This is a genomic window from Pseudomonas sp. SG-MS2 (assembly GCF_009933855.1).
Classification (GTDB): Bacteria; Pseudomonadota; Gammaproteobacteria; order Pseudomonadales; family Pseudomonadaceae; genus Aquipseudomonas; species Aquipseudomonas putida_E.
In genome coordinates this window covers 1-24,469 of record NZ_MOMO01000056.1, presented here as the reverse complement: position 1 = coordinate 24,469, position 24,469 = coordinate 1, and the positions used below count along the sequence as shown (strand labels likewise).

Genomic DNA, 24,469 nt, shown 5'->3' with positions numbered 1-24,469 from the left:
TACCCGTCCCGCCACTTCCACCGCAGACAAAGGGCTTACCTCCGGCCAAGGACGCGGCACACATTGTGGAAGTGAGCAGGTCTCCAGGTCATTGATCACCATACGCAGCGCTCACAAAAAGTGCTCACCCTGACCGATTTAAGCCGCAATCCCTCTAGCCAACAAAAAATTCCGGAGCACTCTAGTCAAAACATTGATGATCCCAATCGGGAGGGCCGAACCTTTTCAGGTTCGCGCAAAAAGGTCGTCAATCGGGTCAATGATTTTAGGCAGTGCCTCGGTTAAACTCATAGGCCGACCTCTACGGGCCTCATAATCTGGCTCACGCTCTGTCTCAGAAAAATACTTATCGTAGAACCTATCAACATCCACATCACCAGCCACGCTATCAGCAACACTTGAGGAATCATAAGCCCCCAGCTCACCAGCCTTTTCGTCCATTAACTCAATAAATCTCCTACGCGCTGTGGATTGCGAACTTGAACCAGAAAAAACTTCCGCATCTGGAAATTCGTCTTCGACCGATGCAATTAAATGCGCCGTGACCACTTCGTCATACGCGTCATATAGCCACTCATACCCTGCAATATCAAAATTTTTGACTATTTCATTTAAAACCAGCAATTCATCATGCCCCGGATCATTGGCAAACGCGCCCTCTAAAAATATTTCCGCGTTGGCTTGACTGATAACGCCATTGCTAAGCGCCCATAATAGCAGTCTGGCTGAGTTCAAAAGAGCCCCCCACATTTTTCCCCCGCAATGAAAGAAATTGCTTTAGACAGTTTCTGATCTGAGGCGCTGAATTCCATACCCAGTTCAGATCTTAGAACGCACAGCTTCGCAACAAACTCGGCATTAGAACCAAGAAAACCTATATCGCAGACTGATAAGAATACATGATTCACCACGTCAGTAGCCACGGCATCAGTGATTATCTGGTTATCCAGCATGTCTTTGAGGGTCTTCAAAGAGGAATGCGTCTTCAGACTACCAAAACATTGCCGCAGAACTGGCGTATTACTGGCATACCTATTGAATACAAAATCACCCAAAGAAGGGTTGAAGAGCCGAACCAAAGGCTGCCCCTCGCTGACTACAAATCTCGTTAACATGGACCCAGATAGATGGCGAAGATTTAAGAGGAAATCCTTTTTCCCGGTAAGACCAGCAGCTCCTGGGCAAGCCAAATATCGTGCGAACGCCTCCGCAAGCTCGGGTTCAGTAATCAGGCGTCCGCTCATAGCAACCAGTAGCACCAGAGCACGTCCGCAATCATCCAGCTGCGATTGAAATGGGTGCTCCCAGATCTGAGAGGGATCGTCTAGCAAACCTATTGTATGAGTCCAATATGACTCTGGAGGAACATCCTCCAATCGCTGGGCATCGGTTATAAACCGAATCAGTCGAGGATTGAAATTCTTATGATCAATTATGGTTCTATAGCGTCGGTGTGAATACAACTGTTCGACGTATTCGGCATCCAATGAAGAATGCCAAATGTGATTATAAAGTATTCGAGCCTTGTCAATTTTCGCCAAAGACTCAAGCGTTATTTCAAACTCACTTCGGTTTATATTAGAGTTATGAAAAACGTCATTCAGAATTTTTCCTTGATTCAGAATGGTCGTCCGGGAAGTCAATACAAAACGCTTTTTAGAGTTTTGGGCGACGCGTCTAATAAAATTAACAATCTTCGCCCCTTCATGCCCAGAGAGCGCTTCAAGGTAGTTACGGCCTAAAAAATCATCAAAGTAGAAAATTTGCTTAGAATCAGAATCAAAAATCCCTTCAGCCTCTTTTGTGTCATCGGAAATCACCGAAAGCTCAAATCCTTCCGCGACATATTGCAAAATTAGCTGCCCAGCCAACGTCGTCTTACCGATGCCAGCAGGACCGGTGATAATCGCAACATTTGTTGATTCCAGCTTTTCAATCGCTCGATCATGATTCACTGTTGGAACATACAGCCTAGAAGCCTCAATGATTTCGCCAAGCTCGAACTCGCTTCTGTCATGAATGGGCTTATTAAACATATTCGCAAGGACATTAGAACTAGCGATCCACAACTTATAGTGCCGCCTTTCAACGCCCGGGAATTTCGCCAATATATCATTCAAATCTTCTCGACCCAGTATATCCTCCGAAGACAAGACAAATGGCGAAAGCTTCTGAATCAAAATCTTTTTATCATTAAGAGATAGCGCATGTGACACAGCCAAAATATAACGACTTGGTGATAGCTTCTTAACTTTTAGGCTTTCAGCATCCTCGATGGATTTAACGAGCTTCTCTAGCGGGGTTGATACCCAGTGTTTGCACTGAAGAATCCACTCATCGCCCTCGGACTTGAAATAACGGCCATCCACCCCTCCATCACGCCCAGGCTTGAATCGCTCGAACCGCACTCCTTCCCGAGCGCTCAGAAGGTCAGTGCAGAAGACTTCAAATTCTTTGTCGTTTAGTCGCGAAAAATCGTACTCGTTCACATAAGCCTCGCTTGAGGTTTGGTCCTTCCGATACTTTCCACATTGGGTATTCCATGTGGCCCTACCCGTGCACAGCCGAAAAAAGGAAATCGTTTGAGTCGCCCCTCAGAAGCCTACCTCGCTTGCGCGAGAATGGACCCAGCGGGAGGCGTCGGTCATGCTCGGCAGCTGGCTGGTGGGAGGGCTACCGATGTACAAGGCCACACAGGCCATCAGCGATCCCTCCCCCTTGGACCTCTTCGCGGCGAGAGCCGCGGCCACCCTGACAACCCAAGAATGTCCTGCCCCCATAAACAGAGTCCACCCGCCCTCTCGTTTTAGCAGCTGAACCAGAGGCCTAAGGCATCACCAGGTACGTCAGAACTCTGGAGCGAGCGGGAGCGGATCGGGATCATCGCCTCGCTGGAGCGGGTTCGCTTTCAATTCACAAGCCCTGAGGGTGTCTGAAATCACATGAGCATCATCTAGGCCTGCAACAACGGCCCGAAGCTCGGCCTCGCTCATGGAGGTCAAAAGCTCAACTTCGACATCAGGGAAGGAGCTGTCTGGGTAAATCGTCAGACGGCTAATGTCACGCGTACCTTTAGCCTGCATTAGCTCAAAAACATCTTGAAGCGCATCCGCGCGGAACGAGAAAACTTTCATAAGACCTATCAATGGCAATTCACGCCTGGAGACTACACGAGCACAGCCACAGGCACCAAGGTACCGACCAGGGACAGCGCATCCGACTGCCCCACAGCCGCTGGGTGCCTATAGCCGGGACGGCTACTCAACAATTCCGACACGGAGTATGGGCACCGGAAGGTCCACCTAGGTCCCGCTACCCAGAATTAGGCGCTGCTCGATTCAAGGACCTATACAACGTTGCTCTGTGGACCCTAAGCAGAGAAGCGATCTGGGCTATCGGCTTCCCTTCAGCGACCAACCGCTCGGCATGCTCAATCTGATCTTTGCTTAAAGATGGCTTCGGGCCGAATTTGACTCCCTTCCTTTGAGCCGCCTCTCGGCCCGCCCTGGTCCGCTCGACGATTAAGCTCCGCTCGAACTGAGCAATTCCAGAGAAGATGGTCAGAATCATTTGGCCAGCCGGAGACGTCGTGTCCAACCAGGGCTCCGCGAGCGACTTTAGCCCAGCGCCTATTCCATTGAGCTGATCAGCTATGGCGAGAAGGTCGATCGTGGAACGAGCCAAACGGTCGAGCCGACTGACGATTAAGACATCTCCCTCACGGAGGTGATCCATCATCCTCAACAGCTCCGGCCTATCCTTTTTTGCACCACTTATTTTTTCTTCAAATACTCGTGTGCACCCAGCTTGACAAAGAAGCTCTCTTTGCAATTGTAGATCTTGACTGTTCGTAGAAACCCTCGCGTACCCTATATTCATTTTTTTCTCTCTTTCTGTCGCATTTCATTGATTGAGGTTATCACAACTTGCGACAAACTTATGCGACAAGCTTTGAGCCCGAAAACCGCAAGCTAGTATTTTGTCGCACATCTTAATACTTATGCGACAAATCACCTCCCATCCTTAAACGACAATACCATTTACGCTCTTCATTCGAAGCGTAAATTATATTTACGCCCAAAACTCAGAGACGGGCGAACAACTCAGCAGCCACCCAATCAAGCATTGCACAGCTCACGCTAATCACATATAAGAGGAGATAGCCCGAGCCACTCCACCCCAATATCATCCGAGGAGAAATACCTATGAGTCCAGAAATCGAAATAGAGCTACACACGAAATACCCAAAGGTCCTTGGGTATATCAATGAAGAAGGAACGTATAAAACTCGCCTATGGGGCGGCTTCCAGTGCGGCGACGGCTGGCATCAGCTTATTGACACCCTGTGCGCTAGTATTCAGGCGCGAGCTGAGGCAACCGGCTTAGAAGTCCACGCAACTCAGATTAAGGAAAAATTCGGCTCCCTAAGATTCTATTTTCAAGGAGGCGATGACCACATCTCTGGAATGATCGATCTCGCCGAGGGACTTTCATCCAAAATCTGCGAAATCTGCGGAAAACCTGGGCAGAAGAAGAATGTGCAGGGGTGGCTCATCACTCGCTGCGATGCGCACACCCCTACGTAAATCTATGGCAGGGATGTGATCAACTACATCCCTGCACCCCGTTACATCCCCGGATCAGCATCGATGCCGTATTCCTCAAGCATCTCATTTATTGCTCCGAAAATCCGAGACTCGTAGATCAGCTCAAGCGGTGCATAAGACACGGCCACCGCTATCTTCATTTCTTCCAAGCTCAACGTTGCTGGATTGAAGGGCCAAATCTGCAACCTTATTATTTTATGATTACCTGCTTCCGCTCTTTTGAGGTCGCCATATTCAAGCATGACGCTCTCGCCCTTGATTTTCTCCCATGCGCTTAGCTCCATACCATAGCTCTTATAATCCCAATCGCCAAGCATAGTGTGCTTAGTGAGGAAGCTATCGCCTACTTCCACTAACCCATCGATATTCAAATCTTGAATCCAATACTCAGCAAGCCTCGGGCTCGAAACCAAGCTCTTCAGCTGAAGATATGCAAAGGTGCCATCGGAGGTAACAGCCATCGCGATCTGATCCAGGAGATCCGGAGCATTCGCCATAATCATCTTAGGAACATCAAACATAGCCACCTCAAGGTAAGATATCTCTAATCTCCTTTCCGATCGCATTCATCAAGCGCGGGAGGTCCGCTTCGGTGATATCAATGGGTGCAAGATCGCCTAGGGCAGACATTGGGGTTTGAAGCCATGCAGCAGCCGCGCGCATATCTCCTCCATGTAATTCACAAGCGATAGTGAACACTTTTTTGGCAAGAGAGGCGATGTACTCATCCGTAATATCTTCGGCCGCGACATGCTCATCGTAATCAGGCGATTTGTACACCATACGCCCCTCCACATTTTTCATTTCTTCGAGCCGCGCGTCTTCCCATGCACCATCTGCTGTGAGATAGGCATAAGCGGATTCATCGCCGTTCTCTGGATCGAATTCTTTCATCGCAATTAGCCTAGAGTAATCCCAGCCCATAGCCTCAGAGCCAGGCTCTCCCACCGGCATCATCAGATAGACGTTTCCATACTTGGTGGTCTCGGATTTGGCATGTATCACCCGTCGGAAGATCAATGGATCCGTAATCAGCATCATCCAGGTGTGGAGATGCTCGCCGTCAGCGCTGTAGTTGCTGGTCGTGATGTAGAACCACCTGCGAGGGCTGTTCAGCATCACGATCTTCCAAGCCTGGAAATCCTCGTGGTCGGAAAGCAGCTGATGAACCGGCATTGTCTCGAACATTCCCTTCCCTCTATCGACTCGTAGATCAGCTGTTGGCGTCCGCTTCGGCGCCGGCTGCTGAACGCCCTTGGGCGGCGAAGCGCGCTACCCATTCACACCCCTGCGTTTATGAGATTGACGTGATTTCACTCCAAATCTCGAAGAAAAACGCCAAGATATATCGTAAGTAAGCGTCTGCGCTCTTTCAATTTAGCGCCTTTCGGCATCAAATACCACTTTGGATATGAGCTTCTTTTTCAATGGAATTTGCAGAGGCTTTTGGCCTGACTTTTCGAAGCCTGCGCGTCCAGCTAGGACTTCCACAGGCACGCTTTCAAAGCGTTGCAGCGATATCGACCCTCAGCCGCATCGAAAGGGGCGTGCAGGTACCGACACTGCCTGTCATTGAGGGGTTAGCGAAGATCCTGGCAATCGAACCGATCGTCCTGCTCGTGCTGACGGCAGCGATGCAGGATGGCTCGCTGGAAGGGAAAGCGGTGATTGAGAGAATCGAGAGTGATCTGCGCCGGTTGAATCGGATGGGATAATTCAGCGGAAAGGTTTGGCGACCAGTTGCTTTGAGCGAGCAGGATCAGATGTTGCCGTCAGTTAGATAGGTGCAGATAGAGATTGTCGTCCGCGAAGGCCCGATGAATGTGAACCGTGGCAGGCTATTTTCACCCCCTTACAGGGCGACGCATAAATGCGTGTTACTGACCCCATTGCACATGACCTACACCAGGCTACCATCACCCAATCTGCCCTGGATTAATCCCGCTCCGAGAGCGGGTCCAAGCTCCCCACCAATGCTTTCAACTCGACCACGGCGCAGGGAAGATGCCCGTGAATTGTGAGTTGGTTGAGCGCCGGACGATGGGTGCGGCCGAAAGCTGCCTAGCAAAGTAGTAGTTTTTCGCACGGGCGATCGCGCTCTGATTGATCGTTGCCACCTCGTCGCTGCTCAATACGCAATTAGGCACGCCTGCAACAATCGCCACGCTAGGCGAGATCGGCACGATCATCATGTCCTCAAAGCTATCTGGTACCACGAAGTCACCCGAGGCAGGACGAGCGATGCCCCACTCCATCGACTCATTGGTCTGGAGGAAGGCCCTCTCGTAGCCAAATACGTGAATGCTAGCGAGCAGGCGTCCCTTCACTACTCCGTCCGACACGTACATGGCGTGCTTGCTCTCTATGGCCTCTTGTTGCGCCTTTGTGAGTGATTCACCTTCGATGTTGTGAAGCCTCACGTCTTCAAGGCCCTCAATTCTAAATTTTTGCCTTGTGCGCCAGAGAGAGAAAAACTGTTCAACGGTACGCTTTTCCCAAATCCCTATGGTCGTCACGATGCCGTGCTCGATCGCGTCCGCGAGCGCCTGGAATTTGTCTTCGATGCGCCTGCTCACCGCCGCTTCCGTTTTCTGGTCCCAGACCCTCTGCGCGCAGAATAAGGGGTTGTTAGGCTTGAGCCTCATGACCTTCTGGTGCGGTATCGAATAAACTTCTACGCCCCCATCATCGCCCGCAAAGCGCTCGATGCTCGCTTTGGGAAATACGTGCTGGTTGATGGTGAATCTGTGGGGATTGCCTGGCTGCGTGGGCTCATATTTCACTTCCATGCCCTCTGTAAAATGCCGCTGGGGACCAATCTCGATTCTATCGACGCATTACAGATTAAAGCGCGTGATCGCGGTCATGCGATAGCTAGAAAGCCGCCAATGGCTAAGGGCATCTGCACAGAGCTAGGAGGAAGGATGAAAAAGGATGGGAAGGCTATCGGTTTGCTGAAAAAAGGCTTCAGCATCGCAGGTACCAGCGTCGGTTCTGTTGTAACCGTGCTCATTGGTGGCACTTTGGGCGGCCTGCCCGGCTCAGTAGCTTCAGCCGCTGCCGCTAAAGCTTGCGAGTTGGTAATAGAAGATATTGCTGAACGCATGCTGTCGACCCGAGAGCAGCACAAGGTCGGCGGCGTTGCAGCGTTGGCCATCGACGGAATACGCGAGCGGCTTCAATGGGAGTCCCCTCGCAATGACGGCTTCTTCGAGAGAAAAGAAGACGACCAGCCCTCACCTGGGGAAGAAATATTCGAAGGTGTGCTGCTGGCCGCGAAGCAGGAGCACGAGCGGAAGAAGCTGGAGTACATCGCCCGCTTTTTCACCAACTTGGTCTTCAAGCCCGACTTTCAACCCGCAGAGGCCAATCACCTACTCGCAATCGCAGAGACGCTCACCTATCAGCAGTTCTGCATTCTGGCAGTAATTGCGAATCGTGAGTCATTCACTCTGCGCTCTGAAGCCTGGCCTGAACGAGGTGTGATTCCAACGGAGAAGCTAGACCTGGCCCAACAAGCGTTTTACCTCTACCAAAGGCAATTCCTCGTCAGCATAGACCCGCAGCGGGGCCAGGCAGGCTTCGTCTATGACATAGCCCATATCCTACCCATTCACGGGCATCTATCGCCCACAGGTCAGAGGATCGTGGAGATCCTCGGACTGCATGAGATCCCGCATGAGGAGTTGAAACTGGTAGCAATAGGGTTGTGATGTATTGCTTTCCTTCATGATTGATCATCAAAGGTAAGTTGGGACACCATTCCGAATTTTCAGCTTCGCTACGCTAGAAAAGACACCTCCGCCATCATTTTGACATTGCGAAACGAAAGTCGAAGTGGTATTTCTGCGCCCGGATTTTGTATGGGTCGCCGGGTGCGATTCTGTTGAGCGAGTCGAGCGGATTGGGGAGTAAGCAGTGAAGCGCTACGAGAGAGAAGAAACGGATAATGACTCTGACGAACCGCAATTCGTCCAAGCTGACGGAGACATCCTGTACCGCTGGACAGACCCCGGCGAGAAAAAAATTAGAATCTGGCAATTAGCATTCCTTGCGCTCTCTGCTGTCAGCGTTGGAACTTCCATCTCAGCATTTTCCAAGGAAAAGCTCTTAGAAACTCTTAGTCAATTGAACATCGAATTCTTTCGAGACACCTGGACTATTTTACTCCCACTCATCGCACTATTTGTAGGCGTCATCTACAGCCGTTTAACACGCTTTGAGGCAGCAAGCTTCCAAGATATTGACCAACGAGCGCAGACGAAAGAGAGGCTGAGAGCCGCAAAAAGGCTGAAAGAACTTGAAACAGTTCGAAACAGCTTATCCTTAGCTCCTCTAGATCAATCCGAAAAACCCAAAGATTACTTTGAAGAGTATATGCTGAGTCTCATCCAAACCTTGGATAAGCGAGTAAGCCTAGCAGAAGAAAAAGCGTCAAAGTTACTTGACACAGGCACAATGTATCTGCGTCGCGGAATATACTTCTATATCTTCAGCATCGTAGTATGGCAGGTCGCCTTCCACTTCTGGCCTGCGACAAACTATATGATCTACGGAATCGTTTCATGCTCACTCACTTTCCTAGTAGTTGAGTTTCTGGCGGCGTGGTTTCTGAAACAATATCGGAGCTTCACTGATTCATCCATGCAATTTGTGAAGGTTCGCTCTGTTTTTGACCGCTATCTCCTTTCCTATTATTCGCTCAAACAGTTCAGCGATGAAAATAGCAAATCAGAAATGAGATCGTTGATGCTGAAGGTCCTTGAGGAGAAAGCCGGCTGGCCGGATGTAGCGACTATGCCACCAGACGTGAACCACATGGTGCAGATGTTCTCATCCGTTTCTGATGCGCTGGAAAAAATACGTCCATTCAAATCCACCGACTCAGGTAAGGCGAACTGACGGTAATACTCAAGCTACACGTCAGTACGCCGGACGAATCGACGCCTACTACTTCCGCCGATCGCCGAAAAGCGATCGGCGAACTAATCCAAACGTGCCCCATCAGCAGAAGCTTGGCTATCTTCTCCCCAAGCGATGATCAGCCCCCTTTTAACCCTATCCCGAACCTCGAAACCTCCAGGTTGATTCCCCTAGAGAGAAATAATTCGTCCGATTTTTCTCGACGAGCGGCGATGCCTTCCGAGAGTGCCACAGTCAAAAGAGCGGAGTCTGAGCCATAAAAATTAGGGAGGGAGATGAGAGGCTGAAGGAGGAGTTCTGTCTGGTTGAGCTTTACAGAGATAGCAAGCCTTCGTGAAGGCGCGCAGAGAGGTTTACATTTCTGCAATCCCAGACGATCTGACGCTAGAGGTTTTTGACAAAAGGGGTTTACATTTCCATTTGAGGCAAGCGAATCGGTCAAATGGTTTACATGTCCTTCAAAAAATCAGCACTTTGCGTTCCGGCATTCACTGAGAGAAGCACTCAACCCTCTATTTCTGTGGGCTTCACACCTTATGCTGTGAAATTAGCATTCGAATTCATAGGTTTACCTCTGAAGGCCTTCCGAAATAGTACAGACGTGAAACGATCACATAGCACCACGGCCCCACGCTCCAGCGCCGGGCGGATCACCTGCGCCAGATGCTGAGCGCGCGCGGCGAACACCAACAACAGCTCGGTGTCGGCAGCCATCACTTCATCACTCGGTGCCAACAGCAGTTCGCGGACCTTTTCAGCCAGCGGAGTACCGCCAGGCTCGCGGGTAAGCACCACATCCAGCCCCTGCTCTCGCAGGCGTGCTGCCAGGTAATCACGGTTGGTACTTTTGCCCGCGCCTTCGGGGCCTTCCAGGGTAATAAACAAGCCGCTCACAGGCAGTCCTTAATGTTGTTCGTCAGCCGCAGGCGCGTCGGCCGGCGCGGGGTCGCTGGCCGGTGCCGGGTCCTGGGCAGAGGGTTCGCCAGACTCTGGCGACGCTTGGGGAGCGGGGCTTGACCGGTAATCCGCACGGCGCTTGAGCTGATACTCGCGCACTGCAGAATTGTGATCGTCCAAGTCATCGGAGAACACATGGCTGCCATCACCCCGGGCGACGAAGTACAGGCTGGTGCCATCGGCTGGATGGAGCGCAGCGTGGATCGCCTCTCGCCCGACCATGGCGATCGGCGTGGGCGGCAGGCCAGAGATGGTATAGGTGTTGTAAGGCGTTGGCTCACGCAGGTCGGCGCGGGTGATTCTGCCGTTGTAGCGTTCGCCCATGCCGTAGATGACCGTAGGGTCTGTCTGCAGCATCATCCCCAGCCGCAGGCGACGAACGAACACCCCGGCAATTTGCCCGCGCTCCTGGGGGATGCCGGTTTCCTTCTCCACCAACGAGGCCATGATCAACGCCTGGTACGGGTCACGATAAGGCAAGTCGGTGGCGCGCTCGGCCCACTCTTTGGCCAGCACTTCGTCCAGCCGCATATAGGCCTGCTGCAGCAGCTCGACGTCACTCATGCCCCGCACGAAACGGTAGGTATCAGGGAAGAAGCGGCCCTCCGGAAACACGCCGGTGTGGCCAAGCTTATCCATGACTTCGGAGTCGGTAAGGCCATCGAGGGTGTGCTTGATCTTCTCGTGCCTGGCGATCGCCGAACGCACCTGGCGGAACGTCCAACCCTCCACCAGGGTCAGGTTGTACTGCACCACATCGGCACGGCGCCAGGCGTCGAACAACGCTTCGACGGTCATGCCCGGCGTGATGCGATATTCGCCGGTTTTCAGGGGTGTGCCGGCCATGTTGAAGCGCCAGTACAGGCGCAACCAGAAGGCGTCATCGAGCAACCCCTCGCCCTCCATGCGGTAGAACATGCGATTGGGGTTGGTGCCACTGGGCACGTCGAGCAGTTGCTCCTGCGTCACGCGCAAGGGCTGCTCCAGCACCGAGTTGACCTTCCAGGCAGACCAGCCCAATGCCAGGCCGGCCAGGATCAAGCCCATTTCCAGCAGCAGCAGGATTTTGCGTCTCACGAATTCAGGTATCCAGTAACGTACGGGCAAAGGCCTGCAGTTTACGGGTGAGCGGGCCCGGCGACCAGTTCAGCGCAGCAAAAGCCCGCACCGGCCAGACCCCATAAACGCTGTTGCAGATGAATACCTCATCGGCCAGCGCAAGCTCGTCGAACGGCAGGTCACGCACCTGCACCGGAATGGCCAGTGCCTGCGCCTGTTCCAGCAACGCACCGCGCATCACCCCTGCCACGCCGCAACGGCTGAGCTCGGCAGTAAGCAACACGCCGCCGCGCACCAGGAAAAGATTGCTGTAAACACCTTCGACCAGCCTGCCTTGCCCATCACACATCAAGCCTTCGGCATGTTCGCTGTCCTGCCATTCGGCACGGGCCAGCACCTGCTCCAGGCGGTTGAGGTGTTTGAGGCCTGCCAGCAACGGTTGTTCCCCAAGCCGGGTCTGGCAAGGGAAAAGACGCACACCGTGTTCGGCATGTTCGGCAGGGTAGCCGGGCAGCGGGCTGCCCAGCAGGATGCGCCGCGGCGCGGCACCTGCCATCGGCGCATAGCCACGCTGGCTATCGCCCCGGGTGAGGATCAGTTTCGCGACACCGTCACCCAGTTGGCTGGCATAACGCAGGATTTCATCGCGCACCAACGCCAGGTCGGCATCGATTGCCAGGCGCTGGCAGCCCAGGGCCAGACGCGCCAGGTGACCGTCCAGCATGCTGGGGCGGCCACTGCGTACGGCGATGGTCTCGAACAGACCATCGCCGTAGGCCAGGCCACGGTTCTGCAGGTTGACCGCAGTCGCGGGCTGGCCGTCGATCCAGCTGTGCATCAGCCGGCGAACCGGCGGAACACCAGCGAGCCGTTGGTGCCACCAAAGCCGAACGAGTTGGACAGCACTACGTCGATCGGCATGCTGCGCGCCTGATGGGGCACGAAGTCGAGGTCGCAGCCTTCGTCCGGCTCATCGAGGTTGATGGTTGGCGGTGCCATCTGGCTGTTGATCGCCAGCACGCTGAAGATCGCCTCTACAGCGCCCGCAGCCCCCAGCAGGTGACCGGTCATCGACTTGGTCGAGCTGACAGCCAGCTTGTAGGCGTGCTCGCCAAACACGCGCTTGATCGCCGCGACTTCAGCGATATCGCCAGCCGGAGTCGAGGTACCGTGGGCGTTGATGTAGCTGACCTCAGCCGGCTGGATGCCAGCATCACGCAAGGCGTTGGCCATGCAGCGCGCAGCGCCTTCGCCACTGTCGGGTGGCGAAGTCATGTGGTAAGCGTCGCCGCTCATGCCGAAACCAACCAGCTCGGCATAGATGGTCGCACCACGGGCCTGGGCATGCTCCAGCTCTTCGAGCACCAGCGCACCGGCGCCGTCGGAGAGTACAAAACCGTCACGCCCCTTGTCCCACGGGCGGCTGGCACGGGCCGGCTCATCGTTGCGGGTCGACAGTGCGCGAGAAGCACCGAAGCCACCCATGCCCAAGCCGCAAGCGGCCATTTCGGCGCCACCGGCGATCATCACGTCGGCTTCACCGTAGGCGATGTTGCGAGCAGCCATGCCGATGCAGTGGGTGCCAGTGGTGCAGGCAGTGGCAATGGCATAATTGGGGCCCTGCAACCCCAGATGGATCGACAGGAAGCCGGAGATCATGTTGATGATCGAGCCTGGCACGAAGAACGGCGAAATGCGGCGCGGGCCTTGATCGTGCAAGGTGCGGCTGGTTTCTTCGATATTGGTCAGGCCGCCGATCCCAGAGCCCATGGCCACGCCAATGCGCTCGCGGTTGGCGTCGGTGACTTCCAGGCCGGCATTGCGTACCGCCTGGAAACCGGCCGCCAGGCCGTACTGGATGAACAAGTCAAGCTTGCGAGCTTCCTTGGCCGACAGGTACTGCTCGACCTCAAAGCCCTTCACCGAGCCGCCAAAACGGGTGGAGTAGGCAGAAAGGTCCGTATGCTCGATCGGACCGATGCCACTGCGGCCAGCCAGAATGCCCTGCCAGGTGCTCGGTACATCCGTACCCAGTGGCGACAGCATACCCATACCAGTGACCACGACGCGTCTACGCGACACAGTACTCTCCTTTTCTAATAACAGAGTCTCTTGCCATTGCATTCAAGGCAATGGAATGAAATGGCAACAGGCTCTCGAAGCCCGCGGATCATTGCAGGACCTTCGCAAAGAAAAAACCGCACGCCGGCAAAGGCAGTGCGGTTCTTCTCGACAAGAAGCGTCGACTACAGCGTCTTAAGCCTGGTGGGCGTTGACGTAGTCGATGGCCGCTTGAACGGTAGTGATCTTCTCGGCTTCTTCGTCAGGGATTTCGGTCTCGAATTCCTCTTCCAGAGCCATCACCAGCTCAACGGTGTCAAGCGAGTCGGCACCCAGATCATCAACGAAAGAAGATTCGTTCTTGATTTCCTCTTCCTTGACGCCCAGTTGCTCGGCGACGATTTTCTTGACGCGTTCTTCGATGGTGCTCATACCTAGTTTTCACTCCTAATGGATATATGTCAGGCAGCTGGCCGGTGACCAATTTTATAGAAAGACGTTCGCTTTTCAAGCGGAACGCACCTTCGCTTCAGTCACCCTGCCCCCTGCCTGGAATCTGGTTGCAGCTTTATAACGGATTTTAGGCTGGGAGTATGACTCTTTTTTTAAGCAATCCGTCACATTGAGTTGCAGTGTTACATGTACATCCCGCCGTTCACCGGCACGGTAGCGCCGGTGACATAGGCTGCGCCGTCGGATGCCAGGAAGGAAACCACCTTGGCGATTTCTTCGGCCTGACCCAGGCGGCCCAGCGGAATCTGGGTCTGCAGGGCTTCGCGCTGCGCTTCTGGCAATTCGCGGGTCATGTCGGTATCGATGAAGCCCGGGGTCACCGAATTGACGGTGATGCCGCGCGAGCCGACTTCACGCGCCAGGGCGCGGCTGAAGCCTTCCAGGCCGGCCTTGGCGGCCGCATAGTTGGCCTGGCCAGCGTTACCCATGGCACCGACGACCGAGCCGATGCTGATGATACGACCCCAACGCGCCTTGGTCATGCCACGCAGCACGCCCTTGGACAAACGGTAGAGGCTGTTCAGGTTGGTGTCGATCACGTCGAACCACTCGTCGTCCTTCATGCGCAGCATGAGGTTGTCGCGGGTGATGCCAGCGTTGTTGACCAGAATGGCCGGGGCACCGAACTGCTCGCCGATGGCACCCAGTACCGCCTCCACCGACTCGGCGCTGGTGACGTTCAGCTCCATGCCGGTACCGGTGATACCGTGCTCTTTCAGGGTGGCAGCGATGCGCTCGGCACCGGAAGCCGAGGTGGCGGTACCGATCACGGTAGCGCCCTGGCGGCCCAGCTCGAGGGCGATGGCCTGGCCGATACCCCGGCTGGCGCCGGTAACCAATGCAACTTTACCTTGCAGGCTCATGCAAGCTTCTCCAAATTCAGGCCAGCGCCGCACGGGTGGCGGCGACGGCGTCGGGGGTATTGAGGTTGTAGGTGGTCACACCGTCGGCGCAACGCTTGTTCAGGCCGGCCAGCACCTTGCCCGGGCCACATTCGACCAGGTTGACCGCGCCGTTCGCGGCGAGGGTCTGCACGCATTCAACCCAGCGAACCGGCTGATACAGCTGCGCCAGCAGATCCTGCTTGAGGGTGTCGAGGTCGGCGGCGACGGCGGCAGTAACGTTCTGCACTACCGGAATCTGCGGCGCCTTCCATTCGACGGCATTGACGTGCTCGGCGAAACGATCGGCAGCCGGCTTCATCAGGGCGCAGTGCGACGGCACGCTGACCGGCAGCGGCAAGGCGCGCTTGGCGCCCTTGGCCTTGCACAGCTCGATGGCACGATTGACCGCCGCGACGTTGCCGGCGATGACCACCTGGCCCGGCGAGTTGAAGTTGACTGCGCTGACCACTTCATCTTCGGCCGCTTCGGCGCAAATGGCCTTCACATCATCGTCGCCCAGGCCGAGGATGGCGGCCATGGCGCCATGACCGGCCGGCACGGCTTCCTGCATCAGTTCGCCACGGCGCTTGACCAGCTTGACGGCGTCTTTGAGCGACAGGCTGCCAGCAGCGACCAGAGCGCTGTACTCGCCCAGGCTGTGGCCCGACACGAAGGCCGGCTGCGCGCCACCCTCCTCCAGCCACAGGCGCCACAGAGCGATGGAGGCAGTGAGGATGGCCGGTTGGGTCTTGTCGGTTTGATTGAGTTGCTCTTCCGGGCCTTCCTGAACCAGCTCCCACAGGTCGTAACCCAGAGCCTCGGAGGCTTCCTTGAAGGTCTCAACGATCACCGGCTTTTCAGCGCCCAGTTCTTTGAGCATGCCCAGCGACTGGGAACCTTGACCGGGGAAGACGAATGCGAGGGATGCAGACATTGAACAAGCCCTTATGATCTTGTCGTCGGATAGGGTGCGCCGAGCCAAAGACTAGACGCGGAAACTGAAAACTTGGATGGAAACGCGGACCAAGCGGTCACATTTAAGCACTTCATCGGCGAAATGCCTAAGGCAACAGGTCTTCAAGGCGCCCGTGCAAGCGCTGCGGGAGGTTTTCCTGGATCTCGATCAGCGCACGCTGGATGGCGCTCTGAAAGCCCTGCACGCCGGCCGAGCCATGGCTCTTGATGACGATACCCTGCAGCCCCAGAAAACTTGCCCCATTATGCCGCGCCGGCGCCAGGTCGGCCTGCAGACGCTTGAGCAGCGGCATCGCGACGGCCCCGGCAACACGTGACAACGGGCCACCCTTGAACAGTTTTTCGATGCGCGCAGCGATCATCGTCGCCAGGCCCTCGCTGGACTTGAGCAGGATATTGCCGACAAAGCCGTCGCACACCACCACGTCCGCCTCCCCCCGATAAAGGCCATCACCCTCGACGAAGCCGACATAATTGAGGCCGCGAGCGTTCTGCAACAGCGTGGCAGCCAGCTTGACCTGCTGATTGCCCTTGATGTCCTCGGTGCCGATATTCAACAGTGCCACCCGCGGGCGCTGGACACCCAAGGCCTGTGCGGCCACCGAGCCCATTACAGCGAACTGGTAGAGGTTTTCGGCACTGCAGTCGACATTGGCACCCAGGTCGAGCAACTGGCAGTACCCCGCCTGAGTCGGGATAGCCGCGACCATGGCAGGCCGATCGATACCCGGCAGCGTCTTGAGCACCAAGCGCGACAACGCCATCAGCGCGCCGGTATTGCCGGCACTGACGCAGGCCTGGGCCTTGCCATCACGCACCAGTTCAAGGGCGATGCGCATCGACGAGTCCGGCTTGCCGCGCAGCGCCTGGGATGGCCGCTCGTCCATACCGATCACCTCACTGGCAGCGACAATCTGCAGGCGCGCACGATCCGCAGCCGCAAGGCCACTGACAAGATCTTCTAGGAGGGATGGTTGACCGACGAGGGTCAGGTGCAGCGAGGGGGTAGCCGAAAGGCAGGCTATGCTAGCCTGGACAATGCTGCGGGGACCGAAGTCCCCGCCCATTGCGTCGATCGCGATGATCTGAGCAGACAAGGATTACTCGTCAGCGCCCTTGTCGATCACTTTACGACCACGGTATACGCCTTCTGGCGATACGTGGTGACGCAGGTGTACTTCACCGGTGGTCTTTTCTACCGACAGCGCGTTTTCCGACAGAGCGTCGTGCGAACGGCGCATGTCACGGGCAGAGCGGGATTTTTTGTTCTGCTGAACAGCCATAATTGATTAACTCCTAAACGTTTGGGTCACGCTTTAACTGCGCCAAAACACTGAACGGGTTGGACCGCGATACCTCGTCCTTGCTCGATTCGGGCTCGTCTGCGCCCGCCGGCTGCTGGCATTCTTCCGGATGATGAGCAGGCACGATGGGCAAGGCGAGCAGAAGCTCCTCCTCGATCAAGGCCTGCAGATCCAAAGGATCTTCGCCCAGTTCCAGCACGTCATAGCCTTTCGGCAACGACTGGGTATTCGCACCCTCCTTCACCACAGCGTAAGTGCATTCGCTGTGAATCGGCAGGGTGACCAGCTCAAGACAACGCTGGCAAACCATTTTGACTTCGACATCCAGCTCGCTGTGGATAACCACCACGTGCTGTTCATCTCGTTCAAAATCGAACTTCGCCTGCACCGTACCGACATTGTCGGAAAGCGGGTCGCAGAGTCTTTCCAAATCAGCGAGTTGCAGCGAACCGTTAAGGGTTACGCCACGATCGGCTAATTTGCGCGGGTCAACGTGAGGTGGAATCGGGTCATTCAACATAGGCGCAGCATTCTAGGGATGCCCCCTGCACCTGTCAAAGGAAATTCGGCGGTATGTTGCATGTTAGAATCGGGATCAACTGATCAGGAGTCTACCATGCTGCCTTTGTTGCTGGCTTCCAGCTCCCCTTACCGGCGCGAACTGCTCGCGCGCCTGGGCCTGCCTTTCACCTGGGCAAGCCCCGACCTTGACGAGCGGCGGCTCGCTGACGAGCCCGCCACAGAGCTGGTGCGACGCCTGGCCAGGCAGAAGGCCGAGGCACTGGCCGGCAGCCACCCGCAGCACCTGATCATCGGCTCCGACCAAGTCGCGGTACTGGGCGAGCAGATTCTGGGCAAGCCGCACAGTTTCGAGCGCGCCTGCGAGCAATTGCTGGAGGCCAGCGGACAGCACGTCACCTTCCTGACCGGGGTGGCACTGCTGAACACCGCCACAGGGCAATGCCAGGTCGATTGCGTGCCGTTTACCGTAACGATGCGGGAACTGGACCGGGAGCGCGTGGAGCGCTACGTGACGGCCGAGCAGCCGCTCGATTGCGCGGGCAGCTTCAAGGCCGAGGGGCTGGGTGTGAGCTTGTTCAAGAGCACCCACGGGTGCGATGCCACCAGCCTGATCGGGCTGCCGTTGATCCGGCTGGTGGATATGCTCAGCACGGAAGGCGTGACAGTGCCCTGAGACCACCAGAGGCGGTCTTGCACCCCATCACCCGCAAGCCTTATGCAGCAATTGCCGGCGATGGGGCCAGGCAGGCACTCAGCGCAAGGCAGGCCCCTGGAAGCCCATGTACATGGCCAACTTCTCCGCCACGCTGGCACCGATGCGTTTGGAGAAGCGATCGAACGGTGACTCCTCGACCGTGAAGTCGACCAGCTCCTTCTCCCCCACGATCTCACGCGCCACATAGCTCGCACTGCCCAGGCCATCGACAAGCCCCAGCGCCTTGGCCTGCTCACCCGACCACACCAGGCCACTGAACAGCTCAGGGTGCTCCTTGTCTTTCAGGCGATCACCCCTGCCCTGCTTGACCATGGCAATGAACTGCTGATGGGTGGTATTCAGCACGCCCTGCCAGAACGCCCGCTCTTCAGGCTTTTCCGGCGAGAACGGATCCAGGAAGGCCTTGTGCTCACCGGCGGTATACGTGCGCCGTTCCACACCAAGCTTCTCCATCGACCCCACAAAGCCATACCCGGCCGCCGTCACACCAATGGACCCCACCAGGCTGGCCTTGTCGGCATAGATCTCGTCCGCCGCACTGGCAATGTAATAGGCACCCGACGCACCCAGGTCAGCGATTACCGCGTACAGCTTGATGTCCGGATACTCGCCGCGCAGCCGGCGAATCTCGTCATAGACATAACCTGCCTGCACCGGGCTGCCTCCGGGGCTATTGATACGCATGACCACGGCCTTGGTCTTTGGATCCTTGAACGCCTCGCGCAGGCTCTTGACCAGATTGTCGGCACTGGCAGCTTCCTGATCGGCGATCACCCCGCGCACTTCCACCAATGCGGTATGGCTGGTGCTGCGCGAAGCGGCCTTGTCCATATCCGTCCAAGGCAGGAACAGAGCCAATACACCGAAGAGGTAGACGAAGGTCAGCAGCTTGAAGAAGATCCCCCAGCGACGCGCCCTGCGCTGCTCCTGGACACCGGCCAGCAGGGTCTTCTCCAGCAGCTTCCAGCTTTTGCGCTCTACACGCTCATCCTCTTGACGGTCTTCGCGCGCCAGGCGCTCTTCTTCAGTCTCGGAACCGGGTGCTTTCCACTCGTCAACCATGCTCACCTACCTTGGAATTGGATTTGCGCAGAACCTGCCAGCCACTCGCGCAGCTGGGAAAAGTGATCGATGCACACTTGCGGGCCGAACTCGGCCAAAGCCTGCAGCGACATGGCACCATAGCCCACGGCCGCAGAATGCATACCGGCGTTATTGGCCATCAGCAGATCGAATGCCGAATCTCCGACCATCAGCGCCCGCCCAGGTTCGACACCGCAATGCCCTAGAATTTCCTCGAGCATCAGCGGGTGCGGCTTGCCACGGGTCTCATCAGCGGCGCGGGTGATGTCGAAAAACCGCTCCCAGCCATTGGCCTTGAGCACCCGATCCAGACCACGACGCGCCTTGCCGGTCGCCACTGCCAGGCGATAACCCTCGACCCGGAAGGCATCCAGCGACTCGACCACCCCCTCGAACAACGGAGAAGGCTGCTGATCAAGCGCCGTATAGATGTCGGCATAGTGCTGACGGAAGGTTTCGACCTGCACAGGATCGAGGTGCGGATAGAGGGTTGAAATGGCTTCACCAAGCGCCAGGCCGATGATGCCCTTGACCGCCTCCTCCGGGCTTGGCGCCTCACCGGCGCGCTCGGCGGCGGCATTCATCGCCTCGACGATCCGCCCGATCGAGTCGGCCAAGGTGCCGTCCCAGTCGAAGATCAGCAACTCGTAAGACTTTTTCATGAATCAGGACGCCCCCAGACGCTCCACGGTTTTCGCCCAGACTTCGTCCACAGGCGCTTCGAGCTTGAGCTCACCACCATCAGGCAGCGGCACCGTGAGGGCATAGGCGTGCAGGAACAGGCGCTTGCCTCCCAAGTCACGAATTTCGCGGCTGAAATCCTCGTCGCCGTACTTGCTGTCACCAGCGATCATGTGGCCAGCGTGCAGAGTATGTACGCGAATCTGATGGGTACGCCCCGTGATGGGGCGCGCCTCGACAATGGTGGCGAACTCGCCGAAACGGCGAAGCACACGGAACAGGGTAAGCGCCTCCTTGCCCTCCTCGTTCACCTCGACCATACGCTCGCCCGAACGCAGGTTGCTCTTGAGCAACGGGGCATTGACCTGCTTCTTCGAGGTAGGCCAGTGCCCACGCACAAGCGCCATGTAGCGCTTGTCGACCCCATCGCCACGCAGCGCGGCATGCAGATGGCGCAGCATGCTGCGCTTCTTGGCAATCATCAGCAGGCCCGAGGTGTCGCGGTCCAGGCGGTGCACCAGCTCCAGCTCCTTGGCATCGGGGCGCAACTGGCGCAGCGCCTCGATCACACCGAAGCTCAGGCCACTGCCGCCATGCACGGCGATACCGGCCGGCTTGTTCATCACGATCAGCGCCTTGTCCTCGTAGACAATGGCGGCTTCCAGGCGCTGCAGCAGCCCCTGGGCAACCGGGGCCGGCTCGTCACGCTCGGGGAGGCGCACAGGGGGCACACGGACGATGTCACCCGCCTGGATCTTGTACTCAGGCTTGACACGGCCCTTGTTGACCCGGACCTCGCCTTTGCGCAGGATGCGGTAGACCAGCGTTCTGGGTACACCCTTGAGCGCCGTGATGAGGAAATTGTCGATGCGTTGGCCGGCAAGCTCCGGCGCGACTTCGATCAGCTGAACGCCGGAAGTCGGAGGGGTATTGGTCGTCATCAAGGGATCATAACAATTTTTATGGAATTGAAGCACTTAATCATTACTGCTATAGTCGCGAACGCCGCCAAAAGCGGCAGGCCAGCGGAACCAGGCCCTTGGCCGGTCCCTGACCAACGCAATTCTGCAGGACGCGAGGCCGTCCTACGGGGTTTTCGCCAGTTTACCGAATTGCCTGGAATCGCCACCAGCGCTGTGTAGAGAAGACCGAAAAAAAACGACAAGTGCGGTGTTTCACCTGCTTACCCGCTTCTTTTCGCTGCACCTCTGCCCGCCCCGACGCTTGCACGCAACGCACGGCGAATGCTTCGGAAATACCTGCCTTGGACATGAATGGCGTCAGCGCGGAAACTGCGCTGGCGAAAAATGCAACCCGTTGCGGATTCAGCGCGCGGCAGCACCCGAATTATCAGGGATACGTGCAGGGTGGAGATGCACAGCCCTCGGACCGTGTAGCACCGCGTCCGGCCACCGGCCCAGTGAATGGCCGGCGAGCGGATAAGGTCCTGAACAGATGCCCCATGGGCGTCCACGGCTGACGGTTGATTCCTCCTCCTGACTGAGTGCACGAGGCCTGCTGGGTTGATTCGGATATCGATTCGGATATCTCTGCAGATACCGCAGGGGCCTCTTGGCACCGCAGCAAACAGGACGCGTCGTCGCGACAACGGCAGGCTGGGAAACCGGCTGGTGCCGAACGTTGCTCGACACGGGGGTGGCCCGGCCACCCTTTGCGCACCTTGGCACCGACCATGAGAAGTCGTGTGTGCCGAACGCCGTTTCCGGCAGCCCGGAAACCGACGGTACAACATGAAAAGAATGCTGATTAACGCAACTCAACCCGAAGAGTTGCGTGTAGCCCTGGTGGACGGCCAACGTCTCTACGACCTGGACATCGAGTCCGGCGCGCGTGAGCAGAAAAAGGCCAACATCTACAAAGGCAAGATCACCCGGATCGAGCCCAGCCTCGAAGCCGCCTTCGTCGACTTCGGCTCCGAACGTCACGGCTTCCTGCCGCTGAAGGAAATCTCCCGCGAGTACTTCAAGAAAGCCCCTGAAGGCCGCGTCAACATCAAGGATGTCCTGAGCGAAGGCCAGGAAGTCATCGTCCAGGTCGAGAAGGAAGAGCGCGGCAACAAAGGCGCCGCCCTGACCACCTTCATCAGCCTGGCAGGTCGCTACCTGGTGCTGATGCCCAACAACCCACGCGCTGGCGGCATCTCCCGCCGCATCGAAGGCGAAGAGCGCAACGAACTGCGTGAGGCCCTCAACGGCCTGACCGTGCCAGGCGACATGGGCCTGATCGTGCGCACCGCTGGCCTTGGCCGCAGCAGCGAAGAAATGCAGTGGGACCTCGATTACCTGCTGCAGCTGTGGACCGCCATCAAGGAAGCATCCCTGGATCGCGCTGCGCCCTTCCTGATCTACCAGGAAAGCAACGTCATCATCCGCGCCATCCGCGACTACCTGCGCCAGGACATCGGCGAAGTGCTGATCGACAGCATCGATGCCCAGGAAGAAGCCCTGACCTTCATCCGCCAGGTGATGCCGCAGTACGCCAGCAAGGTCAAGCTGTACGAAGACAGCGTGCCGCTGTTCAACCGCTTCCAGATCGAAAGCCAGATCGAGACCGCCTTCCAGCGCGTCGTCGACCTGCCATCGGGCGGCTCGATCGTGATCGACCCGACCGAGGCCCTGGTTTCCATCGACATCAACTCGGCGCGCGCCACCAAGGGCAGCGACATCGAGGAAACCGCCCTGCAGACCAACCTGGAAGCGGCCGAGGAAATCGCCCGCCAGCTGCGCCTGCGTGACATCGGCGGCCTGATCGTCATCGACTTCATCGACATGACGCCGGCGAAAAACCAGCGCGCCGTCGAAGAACGTGTACGCGAAGCCCTCGAGGCAGACCGCGCCCGCGTGCAGGTCGGCCGCATCTCGCGCTTCGGCCTGCTGGAAATGTCCCGTCAGCGCCTGCGCCCGTCGCTGGGCGAAAGCAGCGGCATCGTCTGCCCGCGCTGCTCCGGCACCGGCATCATCCGTGATGTCGAGTCGCTGTCCCTGGCCATCCTGCGCCTGATCGAAGAAGAAGCCCTGAAGGACCGTACTGCCGAAGTACGCGCCCAGGTACCGATTCCGGTGGCCGCCTTCCTGCTCAACGAGAAGCGCAACTCGATCACCAAGATCGAACTGCGCACCCGTGCCCGCATCATCATTCTGCCGAACGACCACCTGGAAACCCCGCACTTCGAAGTCCAGCGCCTGCGCGACGACAACCCGGAAGTGCTGAACAACCAGTCCAGCTACGAAATCGCCGCCACCGAAACCGAAGAAGCGCCGCAGCCGACCGCCACGCGCACCCTGGTGCGCCAGGAAGCAGCGGTCAAGACCGCACCGGCCCGCGCCAACGCTCCGGTACCGAGCGCTGTCGAAGAACAGCAGCCTGCCGCACCGGCAGCCCCGGCACCCAGCGTTCCGGAGCCAAGCCTGTTCAAAGGCTTGGTGAAGTCGCTGGTCAGCCTGTTCGCCGGCAAGGAAGAGCCTGCCGCCGCCCCGGTAGTCGCCGCCGAGAAGCCTGCCACCGAGCGCACTCAGCGTAACGAGGAGCGTCGCAACGGCCGCCAGCAGAGCCGCAACCGCAACGGCCGCCGTGACGAAGAGCGCAAACCTCGTGAAGAGCGCCAGCCGCGTGAAGAGCGCGCCCCTCGTGAAGAACGTGCCCCTCGTGAAGAGCGCGCACCTCGCCAGCCACGCGAAGACCGCCGCGGCAACCGCGAAGAGCGCGTCCGCGAACTGCGTGAGCCTCTGGATGCAGCACCGGCCGCTCGTGAAGAGCGCCAGCCACGTGAAGAGCGTGCTCCACGCGAAGAACGCGCTCCACGTGAAGAGCGTGCGCCTCGTGAAGAACGCGCTCCACGTGAAGAGCGTGCACCTCGTGAAGAACGCGCTCCACGAGAAGAGCGTGCACCTCGCGAAGAACGCGCTCCACGTGAAGAGCGTGCACCTCGCGAAGAACGCGCACCTCGCGAAGAACGTCAGCCTCGCCCGCCACGCGAAGAGCGCCAGCCACGTGAAGCTGAGCAGGCTGCCGAGAAGGCTGCAGAACTCGCCGATGAGCAACTGCCGAACGAGGAGCTGCAACAGGACGAGCAGGAAGGTTCCGATGACGAGCGTCCGCGCCGCCGCTCCCGCGGCCAGCGTCGCCGCAGCAACCGTCGTGAGCGCCAGCGCAACGCCAATGGCG

At 57.3% G+C, this 24,469-nt stretch carries 25 protein-coding genes and 1 pseudogene; 6 read left to right on the top strand and 20 right to left on the bottom strand.

Annotated elements, in window-relative coordinates; genetic code table 11:
- Positions 1-225: 225 nt before the first annotated feature.
- The 4 genes from BLX42_RS04170 to BLX42_RS04155 form a co-directional block, all read right to left on the bottom strand.
- Positions 226-735 (bottom strand): hypothetical protein, encoded by a 510-nt coding sequence (locus BLX42_RS04170; protein ID WP_161871211.1) that lies wholly within the window; start codon positions 733-735, stop codon positions 226-228.
- Entirely contained in the window at positions 732-2,489 is a 1,758-nt protein-coding gene (locus tag BLX42_RS04165; protein WP_161871210.1) for a restriction endonuclease, read from the bottom strand. The genes BLX42_RS04170 and BLX42_RS04165 overlap by 4 nt, the downstream gene beginning before the upstream one ends.
- Before the next feature lie 357 nt (positions 2,490-2,846).
- Positions 2,847-3,134 carry a hypothetical protein gene (locus tag BLX42_RS04160; RefSeq protein WP_161871209.1) on the bottom strand — a complete coding sequence of 96 codons (288 nt, stop codon included), beginning with the start codon at positions 3,132-3,134 and terminating at the stop codon, positions 2,847-2,849.
- Positions 3,135-3,312: 178 nt separating this feature from the next.
- A complete protein-coding gene (locus BLX42_RS04155; RefSeq protein WP_161871208.1) occupies positions 3,313-3,879 on the bottom strand; it encodes a recombinase family protein in 567 nt (188 codons plus the stop codon).
- 326 nt (positions 3,880-4,205) lie between these two features.
- Between BLX42_RS04155 and BLX42_RS04150 the strand changes: the two genes are divergently transcribed.
- On the top strand, positions 4,206-4,586 hold the full coding sequence (locus BLX42_RS04150; protein ID WP_161871207.1) for a hypothetical protein: 381 nt from the start codon (positions 4,206-4,208) through the stop codon (positions 4,584-4,586).
- A gap of 41 nt (positions 4,587-4,627) precedes the next feature.
- On the opposite strand, the gene BLX42_RS04145 is transcribed toward BLX42_RS04150, so the two are convergent.
- On the bottom strand, positions 4,628-5,128 hold the full coding sequence (locus tag BLX42_RS04145; protein WP_086978016.1) for a hypothetical protein: 501 nt from the start codon (positions 5,126-5,128) through the stop codon (positions 4,628-4,630).
- Between the two features lie 7 nt (positions 5,129-5,135).
- A complete protein-coding gene (locus BLX42_RS04140) occupies positions 5,136-5,795 on the bottom strand; it encodes a hypothetical protein (RefSeq protein ID WP_086978017.1) in 660 nt (219 codons plus the stop codon).
- Positions 5,796-6,034: 239 nt separating this feature from the next.
- Between BLX42_RS04140 and BLX42_RS04135 the strand changes: the two genes are divergently transcribed.
- Positions 6,035-6,322, top strand: a complete 288-nt coding sequence (locus tag BLX42_RS04135; RefSeq protein WP_086978018.1) for a helix-turn-helix domain-containing protein — start codon at positions 6,035-6,037, stop codon at positions 6,320-6,322.
- 264 nt (positions 6,323-6,586) lie between these two features.
- Here the strand turns inward: BLX42_RS04135 and BLX42_RS04130 are convergent, their stop codons facing one another.
- Complete coding sequence (locus tag BLX42_RS04130) at positions 6,587-7,396, bottom strand: DUF4238 domain-containing protein (protein ID WP_161871206.1); 810 nt, start codon at positions 7,394-7,396, stop codon at positions 6,587-6,589.
- Between the two features lie 135 nt (positions 7,397-7,531).
- On the opposite strand from BLX42_RS04130, the gene BLX42_RS04125 reads away from it, so the two are divergent.
- Positions 7,532-8,320, top strand: a complete 789-nt coding sequence (locus BLX42_RS04125) for a hypothetical protein (RefSeq protein WP_161871205.1) — start codon at positions 7,532-7,534, stop codon at positions 8,318-8,320.
- A 205-nt stretch (positions 8,321-8,525) separates the two neighbouring features.
- Positions 8,526-9,509 carry a hypothetical protein gene (locus BLX42_RS04120; RefSeq protein WP_161871204.1) on the top strand — a complete coding sequence of 328 codons (984 nt, stop codon included), beginning with the start codon at positions 8,526-8,528 and terminating at the stop codon, positions 9,507-9,509.
- A 591-nt stretch (positions 9,510-10,100) separates the two neighbouring features.
- Here BLX42_RS04120 and tmk read toward each other — a convergent pair.
- The 10 genes and pseudogenes from tmk to BLX42_RS04070 form a co-directional block, all read right to left on the bottom strand.
- Positions 10,101-10,424, bottom strand: a pseudogene (gene tmk / locus BLX42_RS04115) (dTMP kinase); the annotation flags it as partial.
- A gap of 9 nt (positions 10,425-10,433) precedes the next feature.
- Complete coding sequence (gene mltG, locus BLX42_RS04110; protein WP_046786555.1) at positions 10,434-11,564, bottom strand: endolytic transglycosylase MltG; 1,131 nt, start codon at positions 11,562-11,564, stop codon at positions 10,434-10,436.
- A gap of 4 nt (positions 11,565-11,568) precedes the next feature.
- Entirely contained in the window at positions 11,569-12,384 is an 816-nt protein-coding gene (gene pabC / locus BLX42_RS04105) for an aminodeoxychorismate lyase (RefSeq protein ID WP_046786556.1), read from the bottom strand.
- Positions 12,384-13,628: a beta-ketoacyl-ACP synthase II gene (gene fabF / locus BLX42_RS04100; protein ID WP_046786557.1), complete on the bottom strand. Its 1,245-nt coding sequence runs from the start codon at positions 13,626-13,628 to the stop codon at positions 12,384-12,386. Before fabF ends, pabC begins: the two co-directional genes overlap by 1 nt.
- Positions 13,629-13,802: 174 nt before the next feature.
- Positions 13,803-14,039 carry an acyl carrier protein gene (gene acpP / locus BLX42_RS04095; protein ID WP_039603098.1) on the bottom strand — a complete coding sequence of 79 codons (237 nt, stop codon included), beginning with the start codon at positions 14,037-14,039 and terminating at the stop codon, positions 13,803-13,805.
- Positions 14,040-14,242: 203 nt separating this feature from the next.
- Entirely contained in the window at positions 14,243-14,983 is a 741-nt protein-coding gene (gene fabG / locus BLX42_RS04090) for a 3-oxoacyl-ACP reductase FabG (RefSeq protein WP_008096412.1), read from the bottom strand.
- Positions 14,984-14,999: 16 nt separating this feature from the next.
- On the bottom strand, positions 15,000-15,938 hold the full coding sequence (fabD, locus tag BLX42_RS04085) for an ACP S-malonyltransferase (RefSeq protein ID WP_046786559.1): 939 nt from the start codon (positions 15,936-15,938) through the stop codon (positions 15,000-15,002).
- Between the two features lie 127 nt (positions 15,939-16,065).
- The gene (gene plsX, locus BLX42_RS04080; RefSeq protein ID WP_080952128.1) at positions 16,066-17,076 is read right to left on the bottom strand and encodes a phosphate acyltransferase PlsX; all 1,011 of its coding nucleotides are present in this window, start codon (positions 17,074-17,076) and stop codon (positions 16,066-16,068) included.
- A 3-nt stretch (positions 17,077-17,079) separates the two neighbouring features.
- Positions 17,080-17,262, bottom strand: coding sequence for a 50S ribosomal protein L32 (gene rpmF / locus BLX42_RS04075; RefSeq protein WP_010223221.1), 183 nt, complete (start codon positions 17,260-17,262; stop codon positions 17,080-17,082).
- Positions 17,263-17,275: 13 nt separating this feature from the next.
- The gene (locus BLX42_RS04070; protein ID WP_012313431.1) at positions 17,276-17,803 is read right to left on the bottom strand and encodes a YceD family protein; all 528 of its coding nucleotides are present in this window, start codon (positions 17,801-17,803) and stop codon (positions 17,276-17,278) included.
- Positions 17,804-17,899: 96 nt separating this feature from the next.
- On the opposite strand from BLX42_RS04070, the gene BLX42_RS04065 reads away from it, so the two are divergent.
- Positions 17,900-18,478, top strand: coding sequence for a nucleoside triphosphate pyrophosphatase (locus BLX42_RS04065; protein ID WP_046786561.1), 579 nt, complete (start codon positions 17,900-17,902; stop codon positions 18,476-18,478).
- A gap of 78 nt (positions 18,479-18,556) precedes the next feature.
- Here BLX42_RS04065 and BLX42_RS04060 read toward each other — a convergent pair whose 3' ends face one another.
- From BLX42_RS04060 to rluC, 3 genes are read right to left on the bottom strand one after another with little or no spacing between them, the layout of a single operon-like run.
- On the bottom strand, positions 18,557-19,582 hold the full coding sequence (locus tag BLX42_RS04060; protein WP_046786562.1) for a S49 family peptidase: 1,026 nt from the start codon (positions 19,580-19,582) through the stop codon (positions 18,557-18,559).
- Positions 19,583-19,584: 2 nt separating this feature from the next.
- Positions 19,585-20,265, bottom strand: coding sequence for an HAD family hydrolase (locus BLX42_RS04055; protein WP_115275618.1), 681 nt, complete (start codon positions 20,263-20,265; stop codon positions 19,585-19,587).
- 3 nt (positions 20,266-20,268) lie between these two features.
- Entirely contained in the window at positions 20,269-21,225 is a 957-nt protein-coding gene (rluC, locus tag BLX42_RS04050; RefSeq protein WP_115275617.1) for a 23S rRNA pseudouridine(955/2504/2580) synthase RluC, read from the bottom strand.
- A gap of 810 nt (positions 21,226-22,035) precedes the next feature.
- On the opposite strand from rluC, the gene rne reads away from it, so the two are divergent.
- Positions 22,036-24,469: ribonuclease E (gene rne / locus BLX42_RS04045; protein ID WP_161871202.1), on the top strand; the 2,434-nt coding region annotated here is incomplete at its 3' end.

Coding starts and splice junctions, on each gene's coding strand:
- BLX42_RS04155 (WP_161871208.1), bottom strand. CDS start 3,879: ATGAATATAGGGTACGCGAGGGTTTCTACGAACAGTCAAGATCTACAA.
- BLX42_RS04065 (WP_046786561.1), top strand. CDS start 17,900: ATGCTGCCTTTGTTGCTGGCTTCCAGCTCCCCTTACCGGCGCGAACTG.
- BLX42_RS04135 (WP_086978018.1), top strand. CDS start 6,035: ATGGAATTTGCAGAGGCTTTTGGCCTGACTTTTCGAAGCCTGCGCGTC.
- BLX42_RS04145 (WP_086978016.1), bottom strand. CDS start 5,128: ATGTTTGATGTTCCTAAGATGATTATGGCGAATGCTCCGGATCTCCTG.
- BLX42_RS04160 (WP_161871209.1), bottom strand. CDS start 3,134: ATGAAAGTTTTCTCGTTCCGCGCGGATGCGCTTCAAGATGTTTTTGAG.
- BLX42_RS04070 (WP_012313431.1), bottom strand. CDS start 17,803: ATGTTGAATGACCCGATTCCACCTCACGTTGACCCGCGCAAATTAGCC.
- BLX42_RS04125 (WP_161871205.1), top strand. CDS start 7,532: ATGAAAAAGGATGGGAAGGCTATCGGTTTGCTGAAAAAAGGCTTCAGC.
- fabG (WP_008096412.1), bottom strand. CDS start 14,983: ATGAGCCTGCAAGGTAAAGTTGCATTGGTTACCGGCGCCAGCCGGGGT.
- acpP (WP_039603098.1), bottom strand. CDS start 14,039: ATGAGCACCATCGAAGAACGCGTCAAGAAAATCGTCGCCGAGCAACTG.
- BLX42_RS04060 (WP_046786562.1), bottom strand. CDS start 19,582: ATGGTTGACGAGTGGAAAGCACCCGGTTCCGAGACTGAAGAAGAGCGC.
- BLX42_RS04055 (WP_115275618.1), bottom strand. CDS start 20,265: ATGAAAAAGTCTTACGAGTTGCTGATCTTCGACTGGGACGGCACCTTG.
- rpmF (WP_010223221.1), bottom strand. CDS start 17,262: ATGGCTGTTCAGCAGAACAAAAAATCCCGCTCTGCCCGTGACATGCGC.
- BLX42_RS04150 (WP_161871207.1), top strand. CDS start 4,206: ATGAGTCCAGAAATCGAAATAGAGCTACACACGAAATACCCAAAGGTC.
- BLX42_RS04130 (WP_161871206.1), bottom strand. CDS start 7,396: ATGGAAGTGAAATATGAGCCCACGCAGCCAGGCAATCCCCACAGATTC.
- fabD (WP_046786559.1), bottom strand. CDS start 15,938: ATGTCTGCATCCCTCGCATTCGTCTTCCCCGGTCAAGGTTCCCAGTCG.
- pabC (WP_046786556.1), bottom strand. CDS start 12,384: ATGCACAGCTGGATCGACGGCCAGCCCGCGACTGCGGTCAACCTGCAG.
- rluC (WP_115275617.1), bottom strand. CDS start 21,225: ATGACGACCAATACCCCTCCGACTTCCGGCGTTCAGCTGATCGAAGTC.
- BLX42_RS04140 (WP_086978017.1), bottom strand. CDS start 5,795: ATGTTCGAGACAATGCCGGTTCATCAGCTGCTTTCCGACCACGAGGAT.